The organism is Deinococcus deserti VCD115 (assembly GCF_000020685.1).
Classification (GTDB): domain Bacteria; phylum Deinococcota; class Deinococci; order Deinococcales; family Deinococcaceae; genus Deinococcus; species Deinococcus deserti.
This window is the reverse complement of record NC_012526.1, coordinates 977,659-999,960: the sequence shown is the minus strand read 5'-3', so window position 1 is coordinate 999,960 and position 22,302 is coordinate 977,659. Positions and strand designations below refer to the sequence as shown.

The 22,302-nt window shown below is 64.3% G+C and carries 22 protein-coding genes; 7 read left to right on the top strand and 15 right to left on the bottom strand.

Annotated features, from left to right (window positions below; translation table 11 throughout):
* The first annotated feature begins 8 nt into the window (after positions 1–8).
* Complete coding sequence (locus DEIDE_RS04725) at positions 9–1,226, top strand: cytochrome P450 (RefSeq protein WP_012692808.1); 1,218 nt, start codon at positions 9–11, stop codon at positions 1,224–1,226.
* 523 nt (positions 1,227–1,749) lie between these two features.
* Here DEIDE_RS04725 and DEIDE_RS04720 read toward each other — a convergent pair.
* Together DEIDE_RS04720 and DEIDE_RS04715 are read right to left on the bottom strand one after the other, a co-directional pair.
* The gene (locus tag DEIDE_RS04720) at positions 1,750–2,496 is read right to left on the bottom strand and encodes a hypothetical protein (protein ID WP_012692807.1); all 747 of its coding nucleotides are present in this window, start codon (positions 2,494–2,496) and stop codon (positions 1,750–1,752) included.
* A gap of 49 nt (positions 2,497–2,545) precedes the next feature.
* On the bottom strand, positions 2,546–2,749 hold the full coding sequence (locus DEIDE_RS04715; protein ID WP_041227100.1) for a helix-turn-helix domain-containing protein: 204 nt from the start codon (positions 2,747–2,749) through the stop codon (positions 2,546–2,548).
* A gap of 473 nt (positions 2,750–3,222) precedes the next feature.
* On the opposite strand from DEIDE_RS04715, the gene DEIDE_RS18995 reads away from it, so the two are divergent.
* From DEIDE_RS18995 to DEIDE_RS04705, 3 genes are all read left to right on the top strand, one after another.
* The gene (locus DEIDE_RS18995; protein WP_162485354.1) at positions 3,223–3,402 is read left to right on the top strand and encodes a hypothetical protein; all 180 of its coding nucleotides are present in this window, start codon (positions 3,223–3,225) and stop codon (positions 3,400–3,402) included.
* Positions 3,366–3,632 carry a DUF554 family protein gene (locus DEIDE_RS17945; protein WP_083764225.1) on the top strand — a complete coding sequence of 89 codons (267 nt, stop codon included), beginning with the start codon at positions 3,366–3,368 and terminating at the stop codon, positions 3,630–3,632. The genes DEIDE_RS18995 and DEIDE_RS17945 overlap by 37 nt, the downstream gene beginning before the upstream one ends.
* Before the next feature lie 287 nt (positions 3,633–3,919).
* On the top strand, positions 3,920–5,176 hold the full coding sequence (locus DEIDE_RS04705; RefSeq protein ID WP_012692805.1) for a DUF4384 domain-containing protein: 1,257 nt from the start codon (positions 3,920–3,922) through the stop codon (positions 5,174–5,176).
* A gap of 213 nt (positions 5,177–5,389) precedes the next feature.
* Here DEIDE_RS04705 and nspC read toward each other — a convergent pair whose 3' ends face one another.
* From nspC to rpe, 4 genes are all read right to left on the bottom strand, one after another.
* Positions 5,390–6,613 (bottom strand): carboxynorspermidine decarboxylase, encoded by a 1,224-nt coding sequence (gene nspC / locus DEIDE_RS04700; protein ID WP_041227097.1) that lies wholly within the window; start codon positions 6,611–6,613, stop codon positions 5,390–5,392.
* Between the two features lie 375 nt (positions 6,614–6,988).
* Positions 6,989–7,480 (bottom strand): DcrB-related protein, encoded by a 492-nt coding sequence (locus tag DEIDE_RS04695; RefSeq protein ID WP_041227095.1) that lies wholly within the window; start codon positions 7,478–7,480, stop codon positions 6,989–6,991.
* A 72-nt stretch (positions 7,481–7,552) separates the two neighbouring features.
* Complete coding sequence (locus DEIDE_RS04690) at positions 7,553–8,293, bottom strand: 2-phosphosulfolactate phosphatase (RefSeq protein WP_012692802.1); 741 nt, start codon at positions 8,291–8,293, stop codon at positions 7,553–7,555.
* On the bottom strand, positions 8,290–8,997 hold the full coding sequence (rpe, locus tag DEIDE_RS04685) for a ribulose-phosphate 3-epimerase (RefSeq protein ID WP_012692801.1): 708 nt from the start codon (positions 8,995–8,997) through the stop codon (positions 8,290–8,292). Before rpe ends, DEIDE_RS04690 begins: the two co-directional genes overlap by 4 nt.
* 120 nt (positions 8,998–9,117) lie before the next feature.
* Between rpe and scpA the strand changes: the two genes are divergently transcribed.
* From scpA to meaB, 3 genes are read left to right on the top strand one after another with little or no spacing between them, the layout of a single operon-like run.
* Complete coding sequence (gene scpA / locus DEIDE_RS04680) at positions 9,118–11,250, top strand: methylmalonyl-CoA mutase (RefSeq protein ID WP_012692800.1); 2,133 nt, start codon at positions 9,118–9,120, stop codon at positions 11,248–11,250.
* 22 nt (positions 11,251–11,272) lie between these two features.
* Positions 11,273–11,689, top strand: coding sequence for a hypothetical protein (locus DEIDE_RS04675; protein WP_162485400.1), 417 nt, complete (start codon positions 11,273–11,275; stop codon positions 11,687–11,689).
* Between the two features lie 6 nt (positions 11,690–11,695).
* Complete coding sequence (gene meaB, locus DEIDE_RS04670; protein ID WP_012692798.1) at positions 11,696–12,667, top strand: methylmalonyl Co-A mutase-associated GTPase MeaB; 972 nt, start codon at positions 11,696–11,698, stop codon at positions 12,665–12,667.
* Positions 12,668–13,048: 381 nt separating this feature from the next.
* On the opposite strand, the gene DEIDE_RS04665 is transcribed toward meaB, so the two are convergent.
* From DEIDE_RS04665 to DEIDE_RS04625, 9 genes are all read right to left on the bottom strand, one after another.
* Positions 13,049–13,987 (bottom strand): ferritin-like domain-containing protein, encoded by a 939-nt coding sequence (locus DEIDE_RS04665; protein WP_012692797.1) that lies wholly within the window; start codon positions 13,985–13,987, stop codon positions 13,049–13,051.
* Positions 13,988–14,067: 80 nt separating this feature from the next.
* Complete coding sequence (locus DEIDE_RS04660; protein ID WP_012692796.1) at positions 14,068–14,991, bottom strand: bifunctional nicotinamide-nucleotide adenylyltransferase/Nudix hydroxylase; 924 nt, start codon at positions 14,989–14,991, stop codon at positions 14,068–14,070.
* On the bottom strand, positions 14,991–16,466 hold the full coding sequence (locus DEIDE_RS04655) for a nicotinate phosphoribosyltransferase (RefSeq protein ID WP_012692795.1): 1,476 nt from the start codon (positions 16,464–16,466) through the stop codon (positions 14,991–14,993). Before DEIDE_RS04655 ends, DEIDE_RS04660 begins: the two co-directional genes overlap by 1 nt.
* A gap of 440 nt (positions 16,467–16,906) precedes the next feature.
* Positions 16,907–18,274 (bottom strand): MFS transporter, encoded by a 1,368-nt coding sequence (locus tag DEIDE_RS04650; RefSeq protein WP_049760439.1) that lies wholly within the window; start codon positions 18,272–18,274, stop codon positions 16,907–16,909.
* A gap of 70 nt (positions 18,275–18,344) precedes the next feature.
* Positions 18,345–18,959, bottom strand: coding sequence for a DNA-3-methyladenine glycosylase (locus DEIDE_RS04645; RefSeq protein WP_012692793.1), 615 nt, complete (start codon positions 18,957–18,959; stop codon positions 18,345–18,347).
* Entirely contained in the window at positions 18,959–19,591 is a 633-nt protein-coding gene (locus DEIDE_RS04640; RefSeq protein ID WP_041227094.1) for a hypothetical protein, read from the bottom strand. Before DEIDE_RS04640 ends, DEIDE_RS04645 begins: the two co-directional genes overlap by 1 nt.
* Entirely contained in the window at positions 19,557–20,552 is a 996-nt protein-coding gene (locus DEIDE_RS04635; RefSeq protein ID WP_012692791.1) for an ABC transporter ATP-binding protein, read from the bottom strand. The genes DEIDE_RS04640 and DEIDE_RS04635 overlap by 35 nt, the downstream gene beginning before the upstream one ends.
* A 28-nt stretch (positions 20,553–20,580) precedes the next feature.
* Positions 20,581–21,426: an ABC transporter permease gene (locus DEIDE_RS04630; protein WP_012692790.1), complete on the bottom strand. Its 846-nt coding sequence runs from the start codon at positions 21,424–21,426 to the stop codon at positions 20,581–20,583.
* A complete protein-coding gene (locus DEIDE_RS04625) occupies positions 21,419–22,249 on the bottom strand; it encodes an ABC transporter permease (RefSeq protein WP_012692789.1) in 831 nt (276 codons plus the stop codon). Before DEIDE_RS04625 ends, DEIDE_RS04630 begins: the two co-directional genes overlap by 8 nt.
* Positions 22,250–22,302: the final 53 nt, after the last annotated feature.

The window sequence follows — 22,302 nt, the reverse complement described above, 5'->3', positions numbered from 1 at the left end:
TCTTACCCTTGGCAGACCCGGCTTTCGTGGCTGATCCCTATCCCCTGCTGACTGAACTGCGGGAGTCGTCCCCTGTCTTTTATGACCGGGGCATGAACCGGGTGGTGCTGACCCGCCATGCCGACATCAGTGCCCTGCTGCGCGACCGCAGATTCGGACGCAGCGCCCTGCACCGTTATTCCCGTGATGAACTGGGGTGGCCTCCAGCCGACCCGCGGCAGGCCAACTTCGACGCTTTCAACAGCAACCATCTGCTCGACAGCGAGCCGCCCAAGCACACCCGCCTGCGCTCTCTGGTGCAGCTGGCCTTCACACCAAAGCGGGTTGAGCGCCTGCAGGGCCGCATCGAGGACATTCTGGCTGCGCAGCTTGAGGGTCTGCGGCCCGGGAGTTCCTTCGATCTGGTCGAGCGCTACGCGGAGCCTCTTCCGGTGATCGTGATTGCTGAACTGCTCGGCGTGCCTGAGGAAGCGCGGGGGCACCTGCGGCCCTGGTCGGCCGCGATCGTGAAACTCTACGAACCTGGAGTGTCGCCCCAGGCCCAGGCCGAAGCCGAGCAGGCGGTGCTGGACTTCAGTGCCCTGCTGCGCGAACTGGTGGCTCTGCGCCGCACACGTCCACAGGACGACCTGATTACCGCCCTCGTTCAGGCCGAGGAAGGCGGCGACCGCCTGACTGAGCAGGAGCTGATCGACACCTGCATTCTGCTGCTGAACGCTGGTCATGAGGCCAGTGTCAATGGCCTGTCAGCGGGCGTGCTGGCCCTGCTGCGCCAGCCGGAGCACTGGCAAGCCCTGGTAGAGGCCGCACCACGCGAAGACAGCCTGCCGCTGTTCCGCCTTGCCATTGAAGAGCTGCTGCGCTATGACACGCCGCTGCCCATGTTCGAGCGAATCGCGCTGGAGAAGATGCAGCTTTTCGGCACGGATCTCCGGCCCGGTGACCGTGTGGCTCTGCTGTATGCCAGTGGCAACCGTGACCCCCGCCGGTTTGAACGTCCCAACGAGCTGGTCCTGAGCCGTGACCCCAATCCCCATCTGACCTTTGGCCTGGGCATTCACTATTGCCTGGGTGCCCCCCTGGCCCGGCTAGAGCTGGCCCTGAGCCTGCGGGCCCTGTGCCGCGCCATGCCGGATCTGCGGCTCAACGACCCGGACGGATCAGCGCACTACACCGGTGGCTTTGTTATCCGGGGGCTGGCGCGGCTGGACGTACGGAGCGGGTAAACAGCGCAGAACCCACCGTGGCAGACCTGGCCACATGGAGGGCAACTGGTCCGGTCAAGCAGATTTGGCTCCCGGTAGAGGCAGCGTCAACGGCGCTTAGCGCGTGCAGAGCGGAAATGGTACCTGTCACGGGCGTGTTTACCGCTCGCCGGACTGGATGTAGGTCGAACGCGAACATGTGGCCATAGCTGAGCTGCCGCGCTGGTCGCCGATTTTCCTAATCCAGCCCATGATGGCGGACCTGTGGCCCGATTGCAGGGAGCCTGAGCTGCGCTGTTTTGCCAGGCTCCCGGTGCCTTATTTCACGGGTTGCTCTTTGCAGAAACACCGCGTCAGCATTGGGCACCTGTTCAGCGTCGGTGCACAACCGCCTGCCGCTGGAAGTCCCGTTTGCCGTGCCGACTTTATATGCAGCCAGTGTGGAATGCACCACCAAGAGGCTTCACAGCATTGAGCAGGCCATCCTGGCTCTTCCAGCTCCTGACAAGGTGGCCGGCGAGCTCTGACGCGTATCCGCCACGGCTTATCCGTCCACCGCCGTATGTGCCGTTCCTGACGCGCTGGCAGACCCTGATGGCATAAATCCCCGCCACCAGACCGGAGCCAGCTCCCCCGCCTTTGCCTGTGTCAGGGCTTCTTCTGGCTGCTCCAGCGCGAGTAAGGCCAGGACCCGTGCAGGGCTTCCGGGAAGACTGCGCTCTAAGCCCTTCTCGGCCGTGCGCCGGCCTTTGCTGCTGCCAAGCCGTAACTGAGCGTGTCCCAGCACGGCAAGCAGATGCGCATCTGCCGGGTCACCGGTCATTTCTGCGACCTTCAGGCCTTCAGCCAGGGCTCGCAAAGCTGCGAAAGGATCACTCAGGCGCTGCTCGCCGCGCAATGTAGCCACAGCCACCAGGGCTGCGGCGTCGCCCTCTGCCTGAGCCAGCCGACGGGCCTCTTCTGCTTCTGTGATTGCACCGCTGCTTTGCTGCTGCCATGCAGCGCGGGCCCTCAGGGCAGCGGGCCTGGCTGCATGCTCCTGCTCCCGGAGCGCTTCCAGGGCCGCGGCTGCTTCTCCCAGACGCAGCAGGGCGGCTGCCCTGACCACCGGAATGTCGGTCCAGGCAGCGGCCAGACGTGGCCGGCCAAGCTGTAAGGCCAGGGGCGCGGCCTGCTGCCGATGTTCTGGACTCAGGACCTCCAGCGTTGCCAGGGCTCTGGGGAAATCCCCTGCTGTCATGGCAAGCTGAAGGTCCTGAATCGTCTGTGACGGTGGTTCGCCGGAATTCACGCCGGCAGTGTAGGTCTTCTGTCAGGCAATCGGTCGAAGCCGGGGCAGCTCAGGCGCTCAGGGCCATATCCAGCCCCAGAAAACGCCAGAGCGCGCGGCGCGGTACCCGCAGACCGCTTGGATGCTCGACAGCGCCCAGCCGTCCATCCCGGATCCAGCGCCGGACCGTACGTTCGTGAGTGCCGGTAAAATCGGCAACCTCGCTGACTTTCAGGAGTTTGGGCAGATTCTGGAACTGATCGGATAGGGTCATAGTCTCAGGCCTCCAAAAGAGCGTGGGGCCACCACACGGCAGCCCCACACGAGATTTCTGAATCAAGGATGTTCCGCGCGCCGCCTGGCCCGCCCGCATCGGGGCGCTGGCAACAAATAGGGCAGGCAACACGTTTCAACTTGGGGCGAGCGTACCATACACCTGGTCAGCCCGGTGTCAACTCTCAAGGGGAGCTCTAGGACATCCAGCGACGCCTGCGCTCATACATACGCAAAGCTGAGATCCAGCGTTCGGGGCGGAGCTGCTGCACCGTTGCTCCTGACAAGTCTCAGGGAACAGTTCTTGGGTACGTTCATGAATATTTGTGTCGTGCTGCTGGCACTTTGATGGGTTTGACAGGAGGAGCACGCCTGCCTGAATCACCCGGCGAATCCTGTGGCAGCCGTGAGTCTTATGACCTTTTTTGTTGCGCTGGATATGGCCGGCAACCTGAACGGGACAGATAGTGACGCATGCCCGGCGACATTCTGGCTTTTATCATCCTCGCCGCAGGCGCCGTGCGGGGAAAAGCCCCAGGTACCAAGGAAAGTCTCGGGCAAATGGGTGAAAATCCAAATGCCGCTTTTGGAGTGAAGGCCGCTTCACAGAAGGACATGTGGCGGCAAGTCCGTTGTTCTGCATTGGCCGAATGATTGTCGTCCGAGGTTTACAGTACGAACTGACCTGTGACAACGGCACCTACACCGTGAGAAGCACACTGCACGGAATTGCGATCCTGGCATTGTCAGGGGGCTATGGCATTGGCGTGGGGTTCACTGTGCAGGCGCACCACCAACTTCTCCAGACCAGTTCTGAACTGCTGGGCATGCCTCAGGCAGTGGTCATGAATGACACTGTTGGATGCGAGGCACCTTTTGGTTGACATACGACCAAGCAGCATGGACCACAAACCCGAGATAGGATCATCTAAACGTCACCCTCTGCTGTTCTTTTTCAGGGTCAGATATATCCTTCCCCTCCATAGAAAAAAACTCGTCAGCGGCACTGACCTCGCCAAACTTCATCAGAGCAGCCTTACCCGCCGCCCACAAAGCCTGCCTCTTCTTGATAGACCGTTGAGGCAGACTTTATTTTCGTTGTTGTCAACGTGATTTTCAGTGACTGGTCAGATTCAGGCCGTAGGGTCAGGCGTACCAAGGAGGTTCACCCATGCATAGGAACGTTCGAGGCATCCTGACCCTGACCAGCCTGCTTGGCCTGAGTGCCGCAAGCGCAGGGCCAGCCAAGATTACTGCCCAAAGCATCATCGTTAATCCGGTCGAGACCAAGCTGGACGTTCAGGTGTGGGTTAACCGGGACGCGAGCGGAAAAGGGAATCCCCTGTACCGTAAAGGCGAGGACCTCACTATCGGCCTGAAAACCAATCAGGACGCCTATGTGTACCTGTTCAACATCAACGCGAACGGCGTAGTGGACCTGTTTTTCCCCAACAACTATGAGGAAAGCAACTTCGTGAAGGCGGGTGTGACCCGGATCTTTCCTACGAAGGGCGCCAAGTACACCTTCACTGTCGGTGGCCCGAACGGACAGGACAAACTCCTGGCTCTGGCCAGCACCCGTGAACTTGACCTGGATGACATCGCCACCTTTGCTGAAAACCAGGGCTTTGCCGAAGTGCGTCTGAAAGGGCAGGAGAACCTGGCCAGGGCGCTGAGCATTGTGGTCAACCCCTTGCCAGCCGACGGCTGGACCACCGACGTAGCGACGTTCCGTGTAGGCACCGAAGAGAAAGGAAGTGCTACAGGTACGGTCTCGCAGACTCCCGAGAACTCCACACAGCCTGTAACCCAGCCTCAGACCCAGCCCCGGGAAACTGAAAAGGAACAGACACCGACCACGCAGATCCAGGCAGGTGAACGCCGGGACGGTACCATCGACCGGGCCATGGCGGAAGCCTATGACCGCCTGAAGGGTGACGAGTCCCTGGGTGCTGCCACCACCTACGCTGTTCCCTGGGGTGACGGCTGGTGGCAGAAGTTCAAAGGGATCGGCGCCTACGGTGACGCTGTGCTTCTGCACGCCAATGGCAGCAGCCGCTCCTACGCTGTACACGGCCGCCTGCTCGAACGTTATCTGGCTATGGCGCGCGCTGAGAACGGCGCCACGCGTCCACCGAGCCGTCTGGGCTGGGCTGCCGGCGACGAAAAGGTCATCCCACGTAACCCTTACGGCACCAGTGGACTGTACGGCTTCTTCCAGAATGGCGCGTTGTACGGCACCGAGAAGTACGGCACCTTCTGGCTCCAGGGCGCAGTACTCAAAACTTACCAGGGCCTGGGTGGGTCCGGCAGTTTCCTGGGCTTCCCGACCCGCGACCAGTTCCTGCTGAACGGCGGCTGGGCAGCAGACTTCGAGGGCGGCACCATCCGCACTATCGGTGGCGTGCCCAAGATCTACCGCAAGTAAGATTTAATGATCTGACCTTCCACGCTGGGAGTGACTGATGCGCGCAGCACCGCGTCCCACCCCTGGCATGTATCTTCCCGATGCGCGTCTGGTGTGAATGAGACGCCCGGGTTCCAATCGGCGCGTGATAACGCAGGTTTCCGTTCTCTCACCGAGTTTTCCAGCAAGAGAAAGGCTCCAGCCACCCGGCCGGAGCCTTTCTCTTGACGCATTTCAGCTGAGTTTGGCCTTGAACTCCTCGTAGCCGAAGGTTTTGATGCGGTCGTAGCGGCCGTCGGGGCGGAGGATGCCGATGTCCGGATGTTTGACGCCGTTGAAGAACGTCGTCTTGACCATGGTGTAGTGAATCATGTCGTCAAAGACCACGCGGTCCCCGACCTGCAGGGGCTGCGGGAAGATGTACTCACCGATAACGTCCCCGGCCAGACAGGTCGTGCCCCCGATGATGTAGGGGTGCCCGGCTGCTACAGCGGTGCCGTCGTCCGAGCGATGCTGCCCCTGCTCCGGCGGATCGCCGGCACCCAGGATGCGTGGGCGGTAGGGCATTTCCAGCACGTCGGGCATGTGCGCTGACACGGAAACGTCCAGTACCGCAGCGTCCTTGACATTGTGTACAACGTCAAGGACGCTGCTGACCAGCCAGCCAGTCTGCCATCCAAACGCACTGCCGGGCTCCAGGATCACGTGAACGTCGTGCCGGGCCTTGAAGTCACGGATCACGCGAATCAGGCGTGGGATGTCGTACCCGGCCCGCGTCATCAGGTGGCCCCCGCCGAAGTTGACCCACTTCATGCGCCCCAGGAACTCCCCGAACTTTTCCTCGAAGGCAACCAGCGTCCGTTCCAGGGTGGTCGAGTCGTTCTCGCACAGGCTGTGAAAATGCAGGCCGTCCACGCCGTCAAGCAGGTCCTCGCGGAACTCGCGGCGCGTTACCCCCAGGCGGGAAAACGGGCCGGCGGGATTGTACAGGTCCGTTTCTACTTCGCCGTATTCGTGATTGACACGGATACCGACATGCAGGACGCGGCCCTGCTCCCGGGCCGCCTGCACCTGAGGGCGGAACCGTTCCCACTGCCCGAAGGAGTTGAACACCAGGTGGTCCGCCAGTTCCAGAATCCGGGGGAAATCCTCGTCGCTGTACGCCGGGGCGTACACATGGACTTCGCCCTGCATCTCCTGACGGGCCAGGATCGCCTCGTTGAGGCTGCTGGCGGTAGCGCCTGTGATGCCGTATTCACGCAGCAGCGGAAAGGCACTCCACATCGCAAAGCCCTTGAACGCCACGATGATCTGGGCGCCGCTTTCACGCTGCACCTGCGAGATCAGCGAGAGATTCCTGCGCAGCCTCGATTCATCCAGCACGAAAGCCGGACTGGGGATGTCCGCCCAGTTCACCGCTTCTACAGGGGTTACAGGGGGAAGGTCAAAATCAGTCACGCGCTACAGGGTACCGGACAAGGCCCGTGTGACGCAGCCACGCGGGGAACGATTGCAACCGTCTGTTCCTTCATCCCCGGTAAATTCGCGCACCACAATGCTTTCCAGCCAAGGAGCCTGGCAATGGCCAGCACAGGTTGGAAAGGGCTTTTGGGACTGCTGGGGCGATTGACGCTTCTGGCGTCCAGGAACGCAAAACAACACTTCCTGGACACTCTTACACTTGCAAGCCAGGTGGTCTCCGGCGGCCTGCTCCAGCAGACAGCTTCAGGCTCTTCCGCAGAGAGCCCTATGTTCATGGGCCACACGGCGCCTTCGTCAAATGGAACCCGGAATGCTTGTTGACCCGGCCACGCTTATACAGGCCGCCGAGTTCTACCGCGTGAATTTAAAGGTCTGCAGGAACGTTGCCCGGGGGGTTTTCAGTGCAACCTCCTGTCCCTTGACCGTCGTGAAGGTGATCAGGTAAGCCTTGTTTCCCTTGACCACGTAGGTCGCCATGAAATGCAGCAGGTACTCCCCCTGCCGTCCGGTATACACCAGTTCATTTGCTTTCTGGCCGCTCAGTGTCACTGGACGGTGGCTGACAATCTTGCCCTCAGGGAACACTTTGGGAATCTGGGCCATGCTGAGCTGGTGATACTGCGCCTGCGTCATGCCCGTGGGAAGGTTCTGTACCACTACGTACACATTTGGGGTGAATTGCTGCACAGGCTGCGGCGCAACGTATACCAGGACCGTTCCGGGATGAGCAGTCTTTTTCCACGTGGCCGGTGGCGTGACGCTGAATCCGTTCGTGGCATCGGTGTAGGCAGCGGCGGCGCTCCAGCTGGTGAGCAGCGCAGCAAGCAGAGCGTGACGGGGCATTCAGGCAGTCTAGAGGTGACCTATGAGCCGCCCCCTAGAGTGCCCCCAATACTGCCCCTGGGCAGCCGGTGCTCAGCCAGCCGTAAATTTGAGTGTGCCTTCCGGCACGTCCTCGCCGGAAACCAGGACAGGCACCAGCGTACTGGTGCTGACCTGAGCGGCGTACCGCACGTCTTCGCCCAGACCCAGTTGCCCCAGGCGCTCGCCGTGGACACTGCTCGACAGGGCTTCAATTGGGTTCCCGACGTTCCGGCGCATCGTCAGCGCAATGCGTGCGCCGTCGTCGATGCTGAATCCACCCAGCGCAAGCAGATACTCGGCCAGCACGCCGGCGGCATACACGTCTTCCAGGCTGACGCGGGCGTCGGTGCCCGCACACACAATGGCAATTTCCTCCGTGGCCAGGGCGCGGGCGCGGCGGGCGGCAGCGTGAGCGTTGGTCAGGCTGGCCAGCAGGATGTGCTTGCCGGTCTGCGCCGCAACATGCGCGGCGTCAGTGCCGTTGGTCGTGTTCATGACCACGGTTTTGCCCGTAAAGTTCTGCGCCGCCGCTTCGACCGGGCTGTTGCCGAAATCGAAACCTGGGATCGGCAGGCCGCCGCGCTCGCCGCCCAGCACCAGCGGCCGGTTCTCCCCTGCCTCACCGACCTCCGGGCGCAGAGCCAGGGCCACTTCAGGCGTGCGGGTCAGCAGCAGGGCGTCCGCGCCGCGCTCCAGGTAGGCCACAGCAGTGGTGGTGGCCCTCAGCACATCAATGACGACCACCACGTCGGGGTAGTTTCCGTGGGGCAGCAGGTCAACCCGAAGTCTCACTTGAGGGCCTCGCGAAGGCGCTCGAGCCCGGCCTGAGCGCCGTCCGGGCCGTACACGGCGCTGCCGGCCACCAGGCAGGTGGCGCCGGCATGAACCACCGCGCGGGCGTTCTGCGGAGTCACGCCCCCGTCAACCTGAATCTCGGCCGCGCTGCCCAGATCGTCCAGCCAGCGGCGCAGGGTCCGGATGCGCTCGAGGCTGGACGGGATAAACTTCTGACCGCCAAAACCCGGATTGACACTCATGATCAGGACCAGGTCGACATCGGCCAGCACGGGCCTGAGCGCTTCGAGGGGCGTGCCGGGATTCAGGGTGACACCCGCTTTCTTGCCCAGTTCGCGGATCTGCTGCACTGCGCGGTGCAGATGCGGGGTGGACTCCACATGGACCGTCAGGCCGTCAGCACCAGCTTCGGCAAAGTCGCGCAGATAGCGTTCAGGGTGCTGGATCATCAGGTGGACGTCCATGAACAGCGAACTGGCCCGCCGGGCTGCGGCCAGAATCGGCAACCCGAAGCTGATATTCGGCACGAAGGCGCCGTCCATCACGTCTACATGCGCCCAGTCCGCTCCCTGAATGGCCTGCAGTTCCTCTCCAAGACGGGCGAAGTCGCAGGCCAGGAGGCTTGGAGCGAGTTTGACGGGGTGGGGCACGGCGGGGTCGGTCACAGGCTGCACTCTACCAAGCCGGGACGCCCTGCTCATGAACCTCAGAATATGAGCGGCTGACCTGCAACTGTTACGCATCCAGGCACGTGCGCTGACCTCCACAACCGAACGCCCGTTAGGGAGGCGTGGCAGAATCGGAAGGAACGGAGGACTCACATGACCGACCTGAGCGCGTGGAAAGCCCTGGCGCAGAAGGATCTGAAGGGCGGCGACCCCGCAACCCTGAACCGCGAGACACCTGAAGGCCTGACCCTCAAGGCGCTGTACACCCGTGCCGATCTGCCTGAAGGGGGCGCGGCGGATACCCTTCCGGGCCTGCCGCCCTTTACCCGTGGCCCCCGCGCCACCATGTACGCCGCCCGGCCGTGGACCATCCGGCAATACGCGGGCTTTTCCACCGCCGAGGAATCCAACGCTTTTTACCGCCGCAACTTGGCCGCCGGGCAAAAAGGTCTGTCGGTGGCGTTTGATCTGGCGACCCACCGAGGCTACGACTCGGACCACCCCCGGGTGGTGGGTGACGTGGGCAAGGCTGGCGTGGCTATTGACTCGGTCGAGGATATGAAGCTTCTGTTCGCTGACATTCCCCTCTCGGAGATGTCGGTGTCCATGACCATGAACGGCGCGGTGCTGCCGATTCTGGCAGGCTATATCGTGGCTGCGCAGGAGCAGGGTGCGGCCCTGGATCAGCTGTCCGGCACCATCCAGAACGACATTCTCAAAGAGTTCATGGTGCGCAACACCTACATCTACCCGCCCGAGCCCAGCATGCGCATCATCGCGGACATCATCAGCTACACCGCCCGCAACATGCCGCGCTTTAATTCCATCTCCATCTCGGGTTACCACCTGCAGGAAGCGGGGGCCAACGCCGCGCTGGAACTCGCCTATACCCTGGCCGACGGCCTGGAGTACGTGCGGGCTGCATTGAAGGCCGGACTGAACATCGACGAGTTCGCCGGGCGCCTCAGCTTTTTCTTCGGCATCGGCATGAACTTCTACACCGAGGTCGCCAAGCTGCGCGCCGCACGGCTGTTGTGGAGCGAACTGATCGAGCAGTTCGGCCCGCAGAAGCCCATGAGCCGGGCGCTGCGCACCCACTGTCAGACCTCCGGATGGTCCCTGACCGAGCAGGACGCCTACAACAACATCGTGCGCACAACCATCGAGGCCATGGCCGCCGTGTTCGGCGGGACCCAGAGCCTGCACACCAATGCCTTCGACGAAGCGATTGGACTGCCAACTGACTTTTCCGCCCGGATTGCGCGCAATACCCAGCTTGTACTGCAGGAAGAGACCGGCATTCCAGACGTGATCGACCCCTGGGGCGGCAGCTACATGATGGAGCGCCTGACGGCTGATCTGGCCGACAAAGCCCGCGAGCTGATGCGGGAGGTCGAGGAACTGGGCGGCATGGCCAAGGCCATCGAGTCCGGGGTGCCCAAATTGCGCATCGAGGAATCGGCTGCGCGCAAACAGGCCCGGATTGACCGCGGCGAAGACGTGATTGTCGGCGTGAACAAGTACCGGCCCACCATGGAAACGCCCATCGAGGTGCTGGACATCGACAACGCCGCCGTACGCGACTCGCAGATCGCCCGTTTGCAGCGCATCCGCGCCGAGCGCGACGGAAACGCAGTGGAGCAGGCCCTGCACGCGCTGGAAGAGTGCGCCCGCAGCGGACAGGGCAACCTGCTCGCGCTGAGCGTGGAGGCCATGCGCGTGCGCGCCACCGTAGGCGAGGTCAGCGACGCACTGGAACGGGTCTGGGGGCGCCATTCCGCCGAGATCCGGACCCTCAGTGGCGTGTACGCCGCCGGATACGCCGGGGACGAAGGTTTCGCTGCCCTGCAACGCGACATCGAGGCCTTTGCCGAGGCCGAGGGCCGCCGGCCACGCATTCTGGTGGTCAAGATGGGCCAGGACGGTCACGACCGCGGGGCCAAGGTGATTGCCACCGGCTTTGCCGACCTGGGCTTCGACGTGGATGTGGGCCCACTGTTCCAGACCCCCGAGGAGGCTGCCCGCCAGGCGGTCGAAAACGACGTTCACGTGGTGGGCGTCAGCAGTCAGGCGGCCGGGCACAGAACCCTGGTGCCCCAGCTGATCCAGGCCCTGCGTGCCCAGGGAGCCGGGGACGTCCTGGTGGTCGTGGGCGGCGTGATTCCGCAGCAAGACTACGCAGCCCTGCGCGACGCAGGCGCCGCCGGGATCTTCGGCCCCGGCACACCCATCCTGCATAGCGCACGGGAAGTTCTGGAACTGTTGCGTGACCGTCAACCCGTCTGAGGCTGGCGGCGTACCTGTGCCCATGAGCCGTGTTCTGATCTGCCTGTGCCTGACTGCCACGTTGTCGGGTGCTGCCGCTTGGGGTCTGCCTCCGGTGCCCCAGTTCCGGCCCTCGGCCTCTCCACCTGCTGCTGGTCTGCGGGCCTGCGTGAAGGGTGACGTCCGGCTGCTGGTCGACGCGTCCGGGCGGGTGCGCTTTCTGGAACACGGACACCTGTACCCGGACAACCAGCTATGGGTCCGGCAGAGCTACGACCGGGCTGGGCGTCTGAGCGGCGTACGGGTGCAGTGGAGCGGCTTTGCCGGTGAGCTGCTCAACGTGCGCGGCGCCTTTGATTCCCGCGGGCGGCTGGTCCGGGAAACCGGGTACCGGCACAGGGAGGTTGTGCGGCCCCTGCGCAGCTACCTACGTCCGCTGCCACGAGGAGCAGCGTGCTGAAGAGCCATGCCTGAGCATCCCCTGACTGCTGCCCTGCTCGCCGGCGAGCGGCGTGCGCTGGCCAAGGCCATCACGCTCAGCGAGTCCACCCGCCCGGAGCATGAAGCCCAGGCCCAGCAGCTTCTGGCTGAGGTCACCCCGCAAGCTGTGCCGTCCATACGCGTGGGGCTGACGGGCGTGCCGGGGGTTGGCAAGAGCACCTTTATCGAGGCACTTGGGTTGCACCTGGCAGACGCCGGACACCGGGTCGCGGTGCTGGCGGTAGACCCCAGCAGTGTCCGCACGGGCGGCAGCATCATGGGGGACAAGACGCGCATGCCCCGGCTGACCGTTCACCCAGGGGCCTTCATCCGGCCCAGTCCATCGGGCGGGGCACTCGGCGGGGTTACCCGCCGGACCCGTGAGGCCATCGCGCTGTGTGAAGCGGCCGGCTATGACGTCCTGTTGGTAGAAACCGTCGGAGTCGGGCAAAGCGAGACCCAGGTGGCGAACATGACCGACCTGTTTGTGCTGCTGACCCTGCCCAACGCCGGGGACGAACTGCAGGGCATCAAACGCGGAATCATGGAGTTGGCCGACCTATGCGTGGTCAACAAGGCCGACAGCGACCCCAAAGCAGCCACCCGGGCGCAGACGGAACTCACGGCGGCCCTCAAGCTGCTGACCCCCGCTGCGGCCTCCTGGCGTCCACGCGCGCTTCAGGCCTCAGCACTGACAGGCGCAGGCATCGTTGAAGTCTGGAATGCGGTGGAAGCGTACCGCACTACCGTGGATGTCGCCGAAAAACGCCGCACCCAGACCGCCCTGTGGTTCGACGAGCTGCTGCGCGAGGCTGCGTGGCGTGCTTTTCAGGCAGGAGTGGACACCGGACGTCTGCAACAGCTCCGGGCAGAAGTCCTCGCTGGAACTCTGACGCCGGTGCAGGGAATTCATGCCCTGGTCGAGGACCTGACCTCAGGGAAAAAGCCCCACACCTGATGAAGCGACGGGCCAGCTGCCTGACTGTTCTCCCCCACCGACTCAGGTGGGCTCAGACGGAGAGCGCAGGCACCGGACGGCGCGAATCAGGGTAAAGGTGATTGCTGCCCCATGAAACTGGAGCGGGATAGCAATAGAAGTGGAGCCTTTTTGCCAGCCCGTTAGAGGCACTCAGGCGAGTGGATTTCGTCTGACAGCGTGTTGAGTGCAAGTACCATCTGCCCTGTTTGCGGGCACCCATGATCTGGCTCCTGTGGCCGTCAGATTGTTCATCTGCGCCGTGTGCTTAAAAGCAGGATGAGTTGTTCTCTGCTCTCCGAGACAGCAGAACACGCAGGGCCGGAACGGTAAGACGCCGTTCCGGCCCTGCGTAACGCTGAATTACTTGATGCTGCCGTTCAGGCCGTTGGGGTAGAAGCCGCCCTTACGCGCGCCGGGAGCCAGGTACACGATGTTCAGAACTTCACGGGTCGAGCGTGGGTAGGCGATGCCGTTCTGGTCTGCTGGAGCAAACACGGCGTTGCCACGTGCGTCGGTCAGGCCCATATCCTTGCCTCCACCGACCTTGCCGCGCAGATTGCTGATGGCCTGCACAACCTGGCCTACGTACAGCCCGGCTGCCGCCGTTACCTGCCGCTCCTGATACAGCATGCCGCGAATGACCCCGCCGTGATACGCCTCGACCGCCAGAATGCCGGCCGCTGCCTGCAGGAAAGCCGGGTTGGTCAGCAGGGTGGCTGCGCCGTTATAGGCTGTCACGCCCACGTCCTCGAAAATGAAGGCGCCGTGCAGGAAGAACAGATCGTTGGCGTAAGGATTGAAGCCCTTGATGGCGCCCCCACTGGCGGCCTGTCCTGCGGCGTCGAAAGCGGCCGACAGGTCCAGCACGGGGCGGCGAACGGCGGCCTTGCCCAGGGCGCCATACAGGAACTTGACGTGCTGGAACTCGTCCTCAGCGATATCCTTGGCCAGAGCCTGGACATTGCTGTCCTTGAACTGCATGCCGCGGGTGCGGTCGAGGCCGGCGGGCAGACGGATCTCAGCGTCGCCGCCGAAGGCCCGCAGTTCGTTGATGCGCCCCACTGCAGCCATGTAGAAGGCCGCTTCCAGGTACTCCAGATTGAGAGCGAAGTTCAGCACATCGACATCGATGTTCTTGGCCGGGGCTGCCAGGGCACCTGTTCCGGCAAGACCGAAGGCCGCGACTCCCAGCCCGAACTTGCCGAGCGTGCTCAGGGCGCTGCGGCGATCAAAAGTCTGAGCGTCGGTGCTGGGGGTCTCGAGGCTCTGGTCAGTCATCATGCTCTGGTCTTCGGTCATAGGGGTTCCTCCTGAATTGTCCTCTGCGGGTGCGGAGTGACTTGCTTCATGAGGGTGTATGCAGCCCCGTGTCCTTTGGATCATTCGGCAGGCGGCTTACCTTTAAGCAGCCTTGACAGAATGACGTGATGGTCCTCGTGAAAACGCCGTGGCAGACGCAGGGCAGTGGAGAGGGGCACGGGACGTCCGGCGACATGCTGGGCAGGCGGGCCGCACCAGACATGGGCAGTTGTAGGAGCAACGAGCGCGCGCGCGGGGTGGGCGAAGACGGCGTCCGGCCCCGGAGCGGCCTGCTCCCCAGGCGCCAACACGTGTCCCGGCAGTTCCCAGAGGCCGTGACCAATGGCCCCCCGACGGGTGTGCAGCCACACGTGCCCCTGCTGAACGTGCACCCAGCGTTCCTCGTGCAGCATCCGTCCCGGATCAAGGAGTGAGCGGGCGGTTTCCACAGCCCTCCACTCGGTCTGCAGGCGCGCAAAAGCTGGCGTTTCCCTGAAGTCCTGCAGGAACGCCGAGACCCGGGCAGGCACATTTGAAACCGCTTCACCCGTGAAATAGGCGGCGCGCAGATCAGTGGCGTTCAGGCCGGGCCACACCGGAGCGTGGTGCGCCTGCCATTCGGGGAACCAGCGCAGGTAGGCGCTGCTGGCGTCCTTTTCAAATCCCACCAGCACCGCCCGCGGTGCGGGCACGGCGCTGCGGACTCGTGCGGCCCAGCGGTGACTGTCGAACTCATCGGGAACAGGCCGGAAGGTCACTCTCCCCGGAGCGATCCCCGCGTCTCGTAAACACGCACGAATCAGGTGGATACGCTCGGTTGCACTCCAGGGGTTGCGGATGCTCCGGGCCAGATTGGCGCTTCCAGGCAGCACGATCAGCCTTTCGAAGTGACTGAGTGCATCCAGCATGCTCCGCAGGTGCGCGTCATGGAGGGGCTGAAAGCGCCCGATATACACCGCTGGCACGTCAGACAGCCGATGTGAGCTGCGGGCCGGCACGGTCATTACAGGCCGTGGCGCTCGCGCAGTTCGGCCACCAGGGCGTCACGCCGTCCCTGCAGATCCTGGCTGAGGCTAACCCGGTAGATGTGGGGGTTAAGCAGACGACGCGTGCCTTCAGGCAGGCGCTGCAGGTCAGCGACGGCGCGGGCCTGAATGGTGGTCAGCGCCTCGGGCTCCCCACTGCGCTGTCCTCCTTCCATGACCACATGGCGCGGATCGGTCCAAGTCAGCCCTGCGCCCAGGCGGGTGTTGCGCAGCGGGTTGGCCGGGTCGCTCACGCGTGCTCCAGCCTGAGGCTGGGGCTCATCCAGGGAAGCAATCACGTCAATCACCAGCCGGCCCTGGGTGTCGGTGGCCCGCCAGACCCGCTTCAGGCCAGGAACACTGGTCTTGCGCGGGTCCCCGGTCAGCTTCATGCGGTCCTCGCCGTGCAGGGCCACCAGTTTGTACACGCCGCCGAGTGCGCCGCCGCCCTCACCGCCGCCAGTGGCCAGCTGAGTCCCCACGCCGTAGACGTCAATGCGCCCGCCCTCGCGGATGACAGACTCGATAACAAATTCACTGAGGTCGTTGCTGGCGACGATCTGAACGTCAGGGAAGCCCGCCTCATCCAGCGCGGCACGCACGCGGGCTGACAGGTACGCCAGGTCGCCGCTGTCGAGCCGGACTCCACGCAGCTCATGTCCCTGCGCACGAAGTTCCCGGGCAACGGTCAGGGCATTGGGCAGTCCGCTTTCCAGGGTGTCGAAGGTGTCGAGCAGCAAGGTGGTCGAGTCCGGATACAGCCGCGCGTAAGCCCGGAACGCCTCCAGCTCGGTGGGAAAGCTCTCGACCCAGGCGTGTGCGTGGGTACCCACCGGGGTCAGACCGTACAGCGCTGCAGCCTGCACGTTGCTGGTGCCGGTGGCCCCACCGACCACAGCAGCGCGCGCCGCACCCAGGGCGCCGTCCGGACCCTGGGCCCGGCGCGTCCCGAACTCCACCACCGACCCGCCGTACCTGCTGGTCTGAACGGCACTGAGGCAACGGGCCGCCTTGGTGGCCACCAGCGTCTGAAAATTCAGGATGTTCAGCAGGGCAGTTTCCACCAGCTGCGCTTCCCATAACGGTCCACGGACTGTCAGCAACGGTTCATTGGGAAACACCACGCTGCCCTCGGGAAACGCAGTGACCTGGGCGGTAAAGCGCCAGGACTCCAGGGCAGCCAGGAAGTCCTCTTTAAACAGGCCCAGGCTGCGCAGGTAGTCCAGGTCCGCAGCAGAGAAGCGTAACGCCTCCAGATAGTCCAGGGCCACCTCCAGCCCAGCCCACACGGCGTATCCACCCTGGTAGGGATTGCGGCGGTAATAGAGGTCGAAAGTGGCGTCCTGGGTATGCAGGCCCTCGCGGAAGTACCCCTGCATCATGGTGAGCTGGTACAGATCGGTAAACAGCGCAGGATGGGCGAAGGAAAATGAGGACCCGGGGAGCAGTGACATGCAGGCATTCTCCGGTATGTCGCGCCTTTGGGTCAGTGCAGGTGCGCAGCGGAGGCACAGCGGGAGAGTTCCGCCTATGGCACCAGCGGCGTCGGTCTGGTGGTTAACCAGTGAGCGGTAAGCACCGTTCACTGGTTGATGCCCGCCCCTGCTGCACACGATGGTTGGGGCGCATCAGTTTCACCAGCCTGGGGCTGCTGAAACGCCAGCCAGTGCCTGCTGGACTAGCAGCCTTGCGAACCGGCCGAACTGGCATCCTGGGGAGCACATACCACCGAGCTTCTCCCAGAAAGGCATGACAGCGCTGGCCTGCATACAGCACTGGAGACAGGCTTTGTTTCACCTGTCTCCACTCGGGCGGCATGTGGGTACCGTCTCTCCGCGCAATGCGCACCCGTTTTTGTGCATACCAGGTCGAACCCTGCGGTGCGGCGAATCTCCTACTGTTGAGGGCCAATCGCCTCCGGCAGGCGCTGACCCCGCGTTTCGATCCCAATGCCCCAGGCGCATAGTGCGGCCAGCAGAAAGCACCCGGCGAACAGGGTCAGCGCCGCCGGCAGCTGACCGGTCAGCAGCAGGGCACCTACGCTGGGTGAAAGCACGCTGGCGACCCGGGCCATGCCACTGACAAACCCCATGCCGGTGGTACGCAGCGGCGTGGGGTACAGTTCCGGCGTGTAGGCGTACAGGGCTCCCCAGGCCCCCAGCAGCGCAAAGGACAGCAGCGCCGAGGTGGCCAGCACCTGCACCGGGGTACCGGCCGCCAGGAACAGGTACGCGCCCGCCGCACTGCCCAGCAGGTAACCCACGAGCGTCGCCCGGCGACCGATCCGCTCGACCAGATAGGCCGCCAGGATGTACCCGGGCACCTGCGCCAGCGCCAGCAGCAGCGTGGTGCGGTACACCGCGCCCAGTTCCATCCCCTGCGCTTTCAGGAAGCTGGGCAACCAGGAAAAAATGCCGTAGTAGCCCAGACTCAGGCCAAACCATACGGCCGCCAGCAGCAGCGTGCGCCGGCCCAGACCGCCGGAAAACAGCTGCGCCGGCGTCACCCGGGCGGTGTGTTCCGGCGCAGCCAGCGGCACATCCGGCAGGGTCTTCCTGTTCAGGCGCGCCACCCGCTTCAGGGCGGCCCGGGCCGGCGCTTCCTTTCCCCGGGCCAGCAGAGAGCGCGGCGAGTCGGGAACTCCCAGGCGGGCCAGCAGCCCCACCAGTCCCGGCAGGGCGGCCAGGCCCAGCAGCCAGCGCCATGCCTCACCTGGGGGGAGCAGGGTGCTCAGGCTCCACGCCAGGGCCGCGACCATGATGGTTCCCAGCGCCCAGAAACTCTCCAGGTACACCAGAAAGCGGCCACGCCAGGCTGTCGGCACAAATTCAGCCATCATGGCGTAGTCCACGGGCAGCGTGCCGCCGATGGCGAAGCCGGTCAGGAAGCGGGCCACCACCAACCAGCCCAGTCCGGGGGCAAAGGCCCCCAGCAGTCCGAAAACCACGCCCAGCGCCACGGTAGTCAGAAACACCTGACGCCGACCCAGGCGGTCGGCCACCCAGCCCCAGAACCACGCTCCGACGAACATACCGGCGAAGGTGGAGGTGAGCAGCCACCTGGTTTCCGTGCTGCCAGGGCGAAGGCCGAAACTTTCAGCAATTCCCGGCAGGGCAAAGCCCATCAGCAGCACTTCCATGGCGTCGGCCGCCCAGGTCAGGCCGCAGATCAGCAGCAGCCGCCACTGAAAGGGTCCCAGGCCCAGGCCGTCTATCGCGGCGTCCACGCTCATGGCGCCGGCCGGAGGAGTTTGGGTGGTCATGATCCCAGCAGTCTAGAAGGCGTCTGCTGGTCCAATCGCCGGTTCTGGCCGCCAGCAACCTGTTTGTCTCTTAATCTGCCGGGTCGACCAGCGCCATGCTGGGCGTGGCTGGCGACACCCAGGGATTGCCGCGCAACAGGAAACGCCACGGCAGCGTGCGGCCCTCTCGGATGCCGACCCGCGCTGTGACCTCTATGAAGTCCGGAGCGAGCGGCGGCGCGGGGTAAAGGTGCAGCGCTGGACTGTCCACCGGCGTATGGGTCACCTGGGCCGGATTCAGCCCCAGGGCATAGACCAGCTTGGCCGGTCCGTTGGTCAGGTCACGGTGCCGTGTGACCGGGCGGTGCGTCAGCATCTGACTGATTCCCTCTCCTGGCTCCAGGGCACGAATCAGCACACTGGCCGGAACACCTTCCTCGCGGCAGGCCACCTGCAACAGCGGATGCCCGTGAGCGCTCCAGAACAGCCACAGGCCCGGGGCAATGGCCATCTCGGCGCTGCGCGCGGCGTGAAACCGCCCGGCGGTGCAGGCGGGGTCGCGGGGGCAATCGTAGGCTTCGGTCTCCACGATCCGGCCGCTCAGCCGCTCGCCACACGGCAGGACGTGAACCAGCGTGGCGCCAAGAAGGTCGCGTGCAACCCGTACCGGGTCCCGGTGAAAAAATTGGGGAGGCAACTTTTCCATTACGTGGTCTGCACCGGATAACCCATTTCGGCAGCCTCCGCGTGGACGCTGTGCCAGTCTGCGTCCGGGTTGAGGCCCTGAACCAGAAATGGTGTTAACGGGACGCCCTGAAAGACAAGTTCAACCACGTCTTCCCTGACAGGCCGTTCGAACAGGTCGCTGGCCCAGGCGGCGTACTGCGGCCCATCGCCCTGAAACAGGAGCCGGAACAGGCTGTCTTCGGTCGGTGCACCAGCAGAACTCATAACGACCCAGTGACGGGCCCTGGGTGTGTACCAACCAAGTTCAGTCAGGAGCTGCATGGAGAACGCAGGCTCTGCAAGAAACTCTTCCAGCAGAGGCATTTGGTCTGCTGCCCCGGCGGTGGCGCGCACCTCGGATACGAGAAGACGCTGTGGGACCTCATGAAGAAACTCCTTAAAGATGCACTCTCCCTGGCTGAACAGCATGAAGGCTTCGTCACCGCTTCCGTTTCTGGCCGAAGCCATCCGCGTGCCTGCGCTCCAGCCCCGGTCAAAGGAAAAACACCTGTCCTCCCATTCCGGGCTGAGCACCGCGTCGAGCACGGCCAGGGCCAGGGCGCGGCGCTCGACCTCTTCAGGTGGCGGGTACGGCAGGTATGCCAGATGCATGCTCTTCATTTAACACGCCGCGCAGGAGTCCACCCTCGTAGATGCGGCGGATGGTCGCCTCAATGTCAGGCTCGCGGACCGTGATGTCGCGCACCGGGGCGTGGGCTGTGACGCGGGCGATGGGAACGGCAGCGCCTCCAGTAAAGGCGTAGCGGGCGCGCAGTCCGGTGACCTCCAGCAGTTCCAGACCGGGAACCTGGGCCTGCTGCTGCGGCGTCTCGAAGTCCACCACGAGTTCCCGTGCGCTGCCATAGCGGGCCTGCAGACGCGCCAGATCTCCGTCGTACAGCAGGCTTCCCTGGTCGATGATCATGACCCGCTGTGCCAGCCGCTGCACGTCGCCCAGGTCGTGCGTGGTGAGCAGAACGGTCACGCCGCGCTTGGCATTGATATGGCGGACAAATTCACGGATACGTTCCTTGGCCACCACATCCAGCCCGACGGTCGGCTCGTCGAGAAACAGCAGTTCCGGGTCGTGCAGCAGCGCCGCCGCGAGGTCTGCACGCATGCGCTGGCCCAGACTCAGGGCGCGGGCTGGCGTTCCCAGGAATGGTCCCAGGTCCAGCAGGTCCGTGAAGGTCTGCAGGTTTTCGCGAAACCGCCCCTCGGGCACCCGGTACACGTGCCGCAGCAGATCCAGCGAGTCACGCACCGGCAGGTCCCACCACAGGGTGGTGCGCTGTCCGAACACGGCACCCAGCCGGGCCACGTGCTTCCGGCGCTCACGCCAGGGAATCAGGCCGCCCACACGGACATGTCCCCCGTCAGGCACGAGCAATCCGGTCAGCACCTTGATGGTGGTGCTTTTGCCTGCTCCGTTGGGACCCAGGTATCCGACGATCTCGCCGGCGCCGACCTGAAAGGACACGTCGCGCACAGCCTCGCGGACGCTGAAAGTGCCGCGCAGCAGACCGCCCTGACGCACGCGGAAGGTTTTCTGGAGGTGCCGAACTTCAATCATGGTTACTCCTGCAGACAGGGAAGGAGGCTCAGGTCCCGGTGCCCTGGTAGTGGCGAACACCGAAACGCCAGAACGCGAACGCTGCCGCCAGCAGTGCGGGTCCGACCAGCGGGGCCAGGAACGCCGCCGCCACCGGAAGACCATCGGGCAGCGGGCGGCCCAGCACGGACAACACCGGAAAATAGGACAGGAAGGCCGCGGGAATCAGGTAGGTAAAGGTCTTGCGCAGGAACGTGCCGTAGATGTCCATGGGATAGCTGATCAGCGTACGGCCGCCGTAAGTCAGGACATTCATGGCCTCGACGCTGTCCACCGTCCAGAAGGTCAGCGTGCCGCCGATCACGAACAGCCCGCCGAAAAAGGCGATCATGCCAACCACGCTGCCCAGGAGCATCAGGGCGTGCCCTGCCGTCCAGTCCACTTCGACCTGCGAGAGTCCGTAGGCTACGATGCCGGCAGCCAGGAGAACCCGGGTCAGGCGCCGCAGGGCAAAGTCAGAACCGAACACCTGCAGGACCAGAGGCGCAGGCCGCAGCAGAAACGTGCTGAAGCTGCCGCTGCGGACATGCCCCGAGAGATTCGGGGCGTCAAAGCCCCCGAACAGCAGATCCATCAGCACAAAGGCCAGTTCTGCCAGTCCGTACAGCAGGCTCACCTCGCCCAGCGTCCAGGCCACGCCATGCTGCCCGGTCATAGCACCGAAGCGCGGCAGCACCAGCGCAAACGCGGCAAACTCGGCAGCGGTGATCAGCATGGCGCTCAGCGCGTCCAGGGCGAACGACACCCGGTACGCCCCCTGAGAACGTGCCTGGGCGCCCAGCAAACGCAGATACAGTCCGGCCAGAGAGCGTGTTTCGGTCCAATAGCTAGCCACCGGCGACCTCCAGCCGGCGCAGACCCCGCCGCAGCGTGAATTCCCCAGCCACGAACAGCGCTCCTGCCCAGGCCAGCTGGGTGCCCAGTGCCGTCCAGGCGTCGGGGCCACTCCGGACTCCTAGCCACAGCTCCACGCTGGTGTTCAGCATGCAGGGAAACGGGGTCCAGGCCAGCACTCCCCGCAGCCAGTCGGGGAAAAAGGCCAGCGGCATCAGAAAGCCGCAGCTCAGGCCCAGCACTGCCCAGGCAAAACGCCCCACGCCAGCAGCGTCCGGAGTCCAGAAGGCCGCGCAGTTGACCAGAAAGCGGAAGGCGAAGCCGCAGGCCCAGGCCAGCAGCAGGCTGAGGGCCGTGACGGTCCATCCCTCGGTTCCCTGCGGCCAGCTGAGCGGCCACAGCAGGGCAAAGATCAGCAGAATCGGCAGCCCGCGCAGCACGAACTGACCGGCTGCGCGGCCGGCGTCCTGCGCAGTCCAGAACAGCAGGAAATGATGGGGGCGCAGCAGCTCGGTGCCCACTTCGCCGCGGTGGATGGTGCGCATCAGCTCGCTCCAGCCGAACAGGCTGAAAGCCGCAATCAGCAGCTGGGTCATGGCGGTGTAGGTCAGGGCGTCCTGCACCGTGAATCCGGCTACCTGCGGCTGGGCACCAAACAGGGCCATCAGCACTGCGGCGCGCAGCACTCCGAAAAAGGCGTTGGTGATCAGCCCCCACAGGGCCGCCTGCGGGTAGGCGAACCCCCGGCGGAAGCTGAGCCGCGCGACCGCCAGATACAGCCTGAAGTTCGGGCGCCTGTCGCGCCCGGTCGTAGCTCCTATCAAGGAAACCTCCACCCCAGAAATTGCCGAACCAGGGACCGGCAAAGATAGCGGCG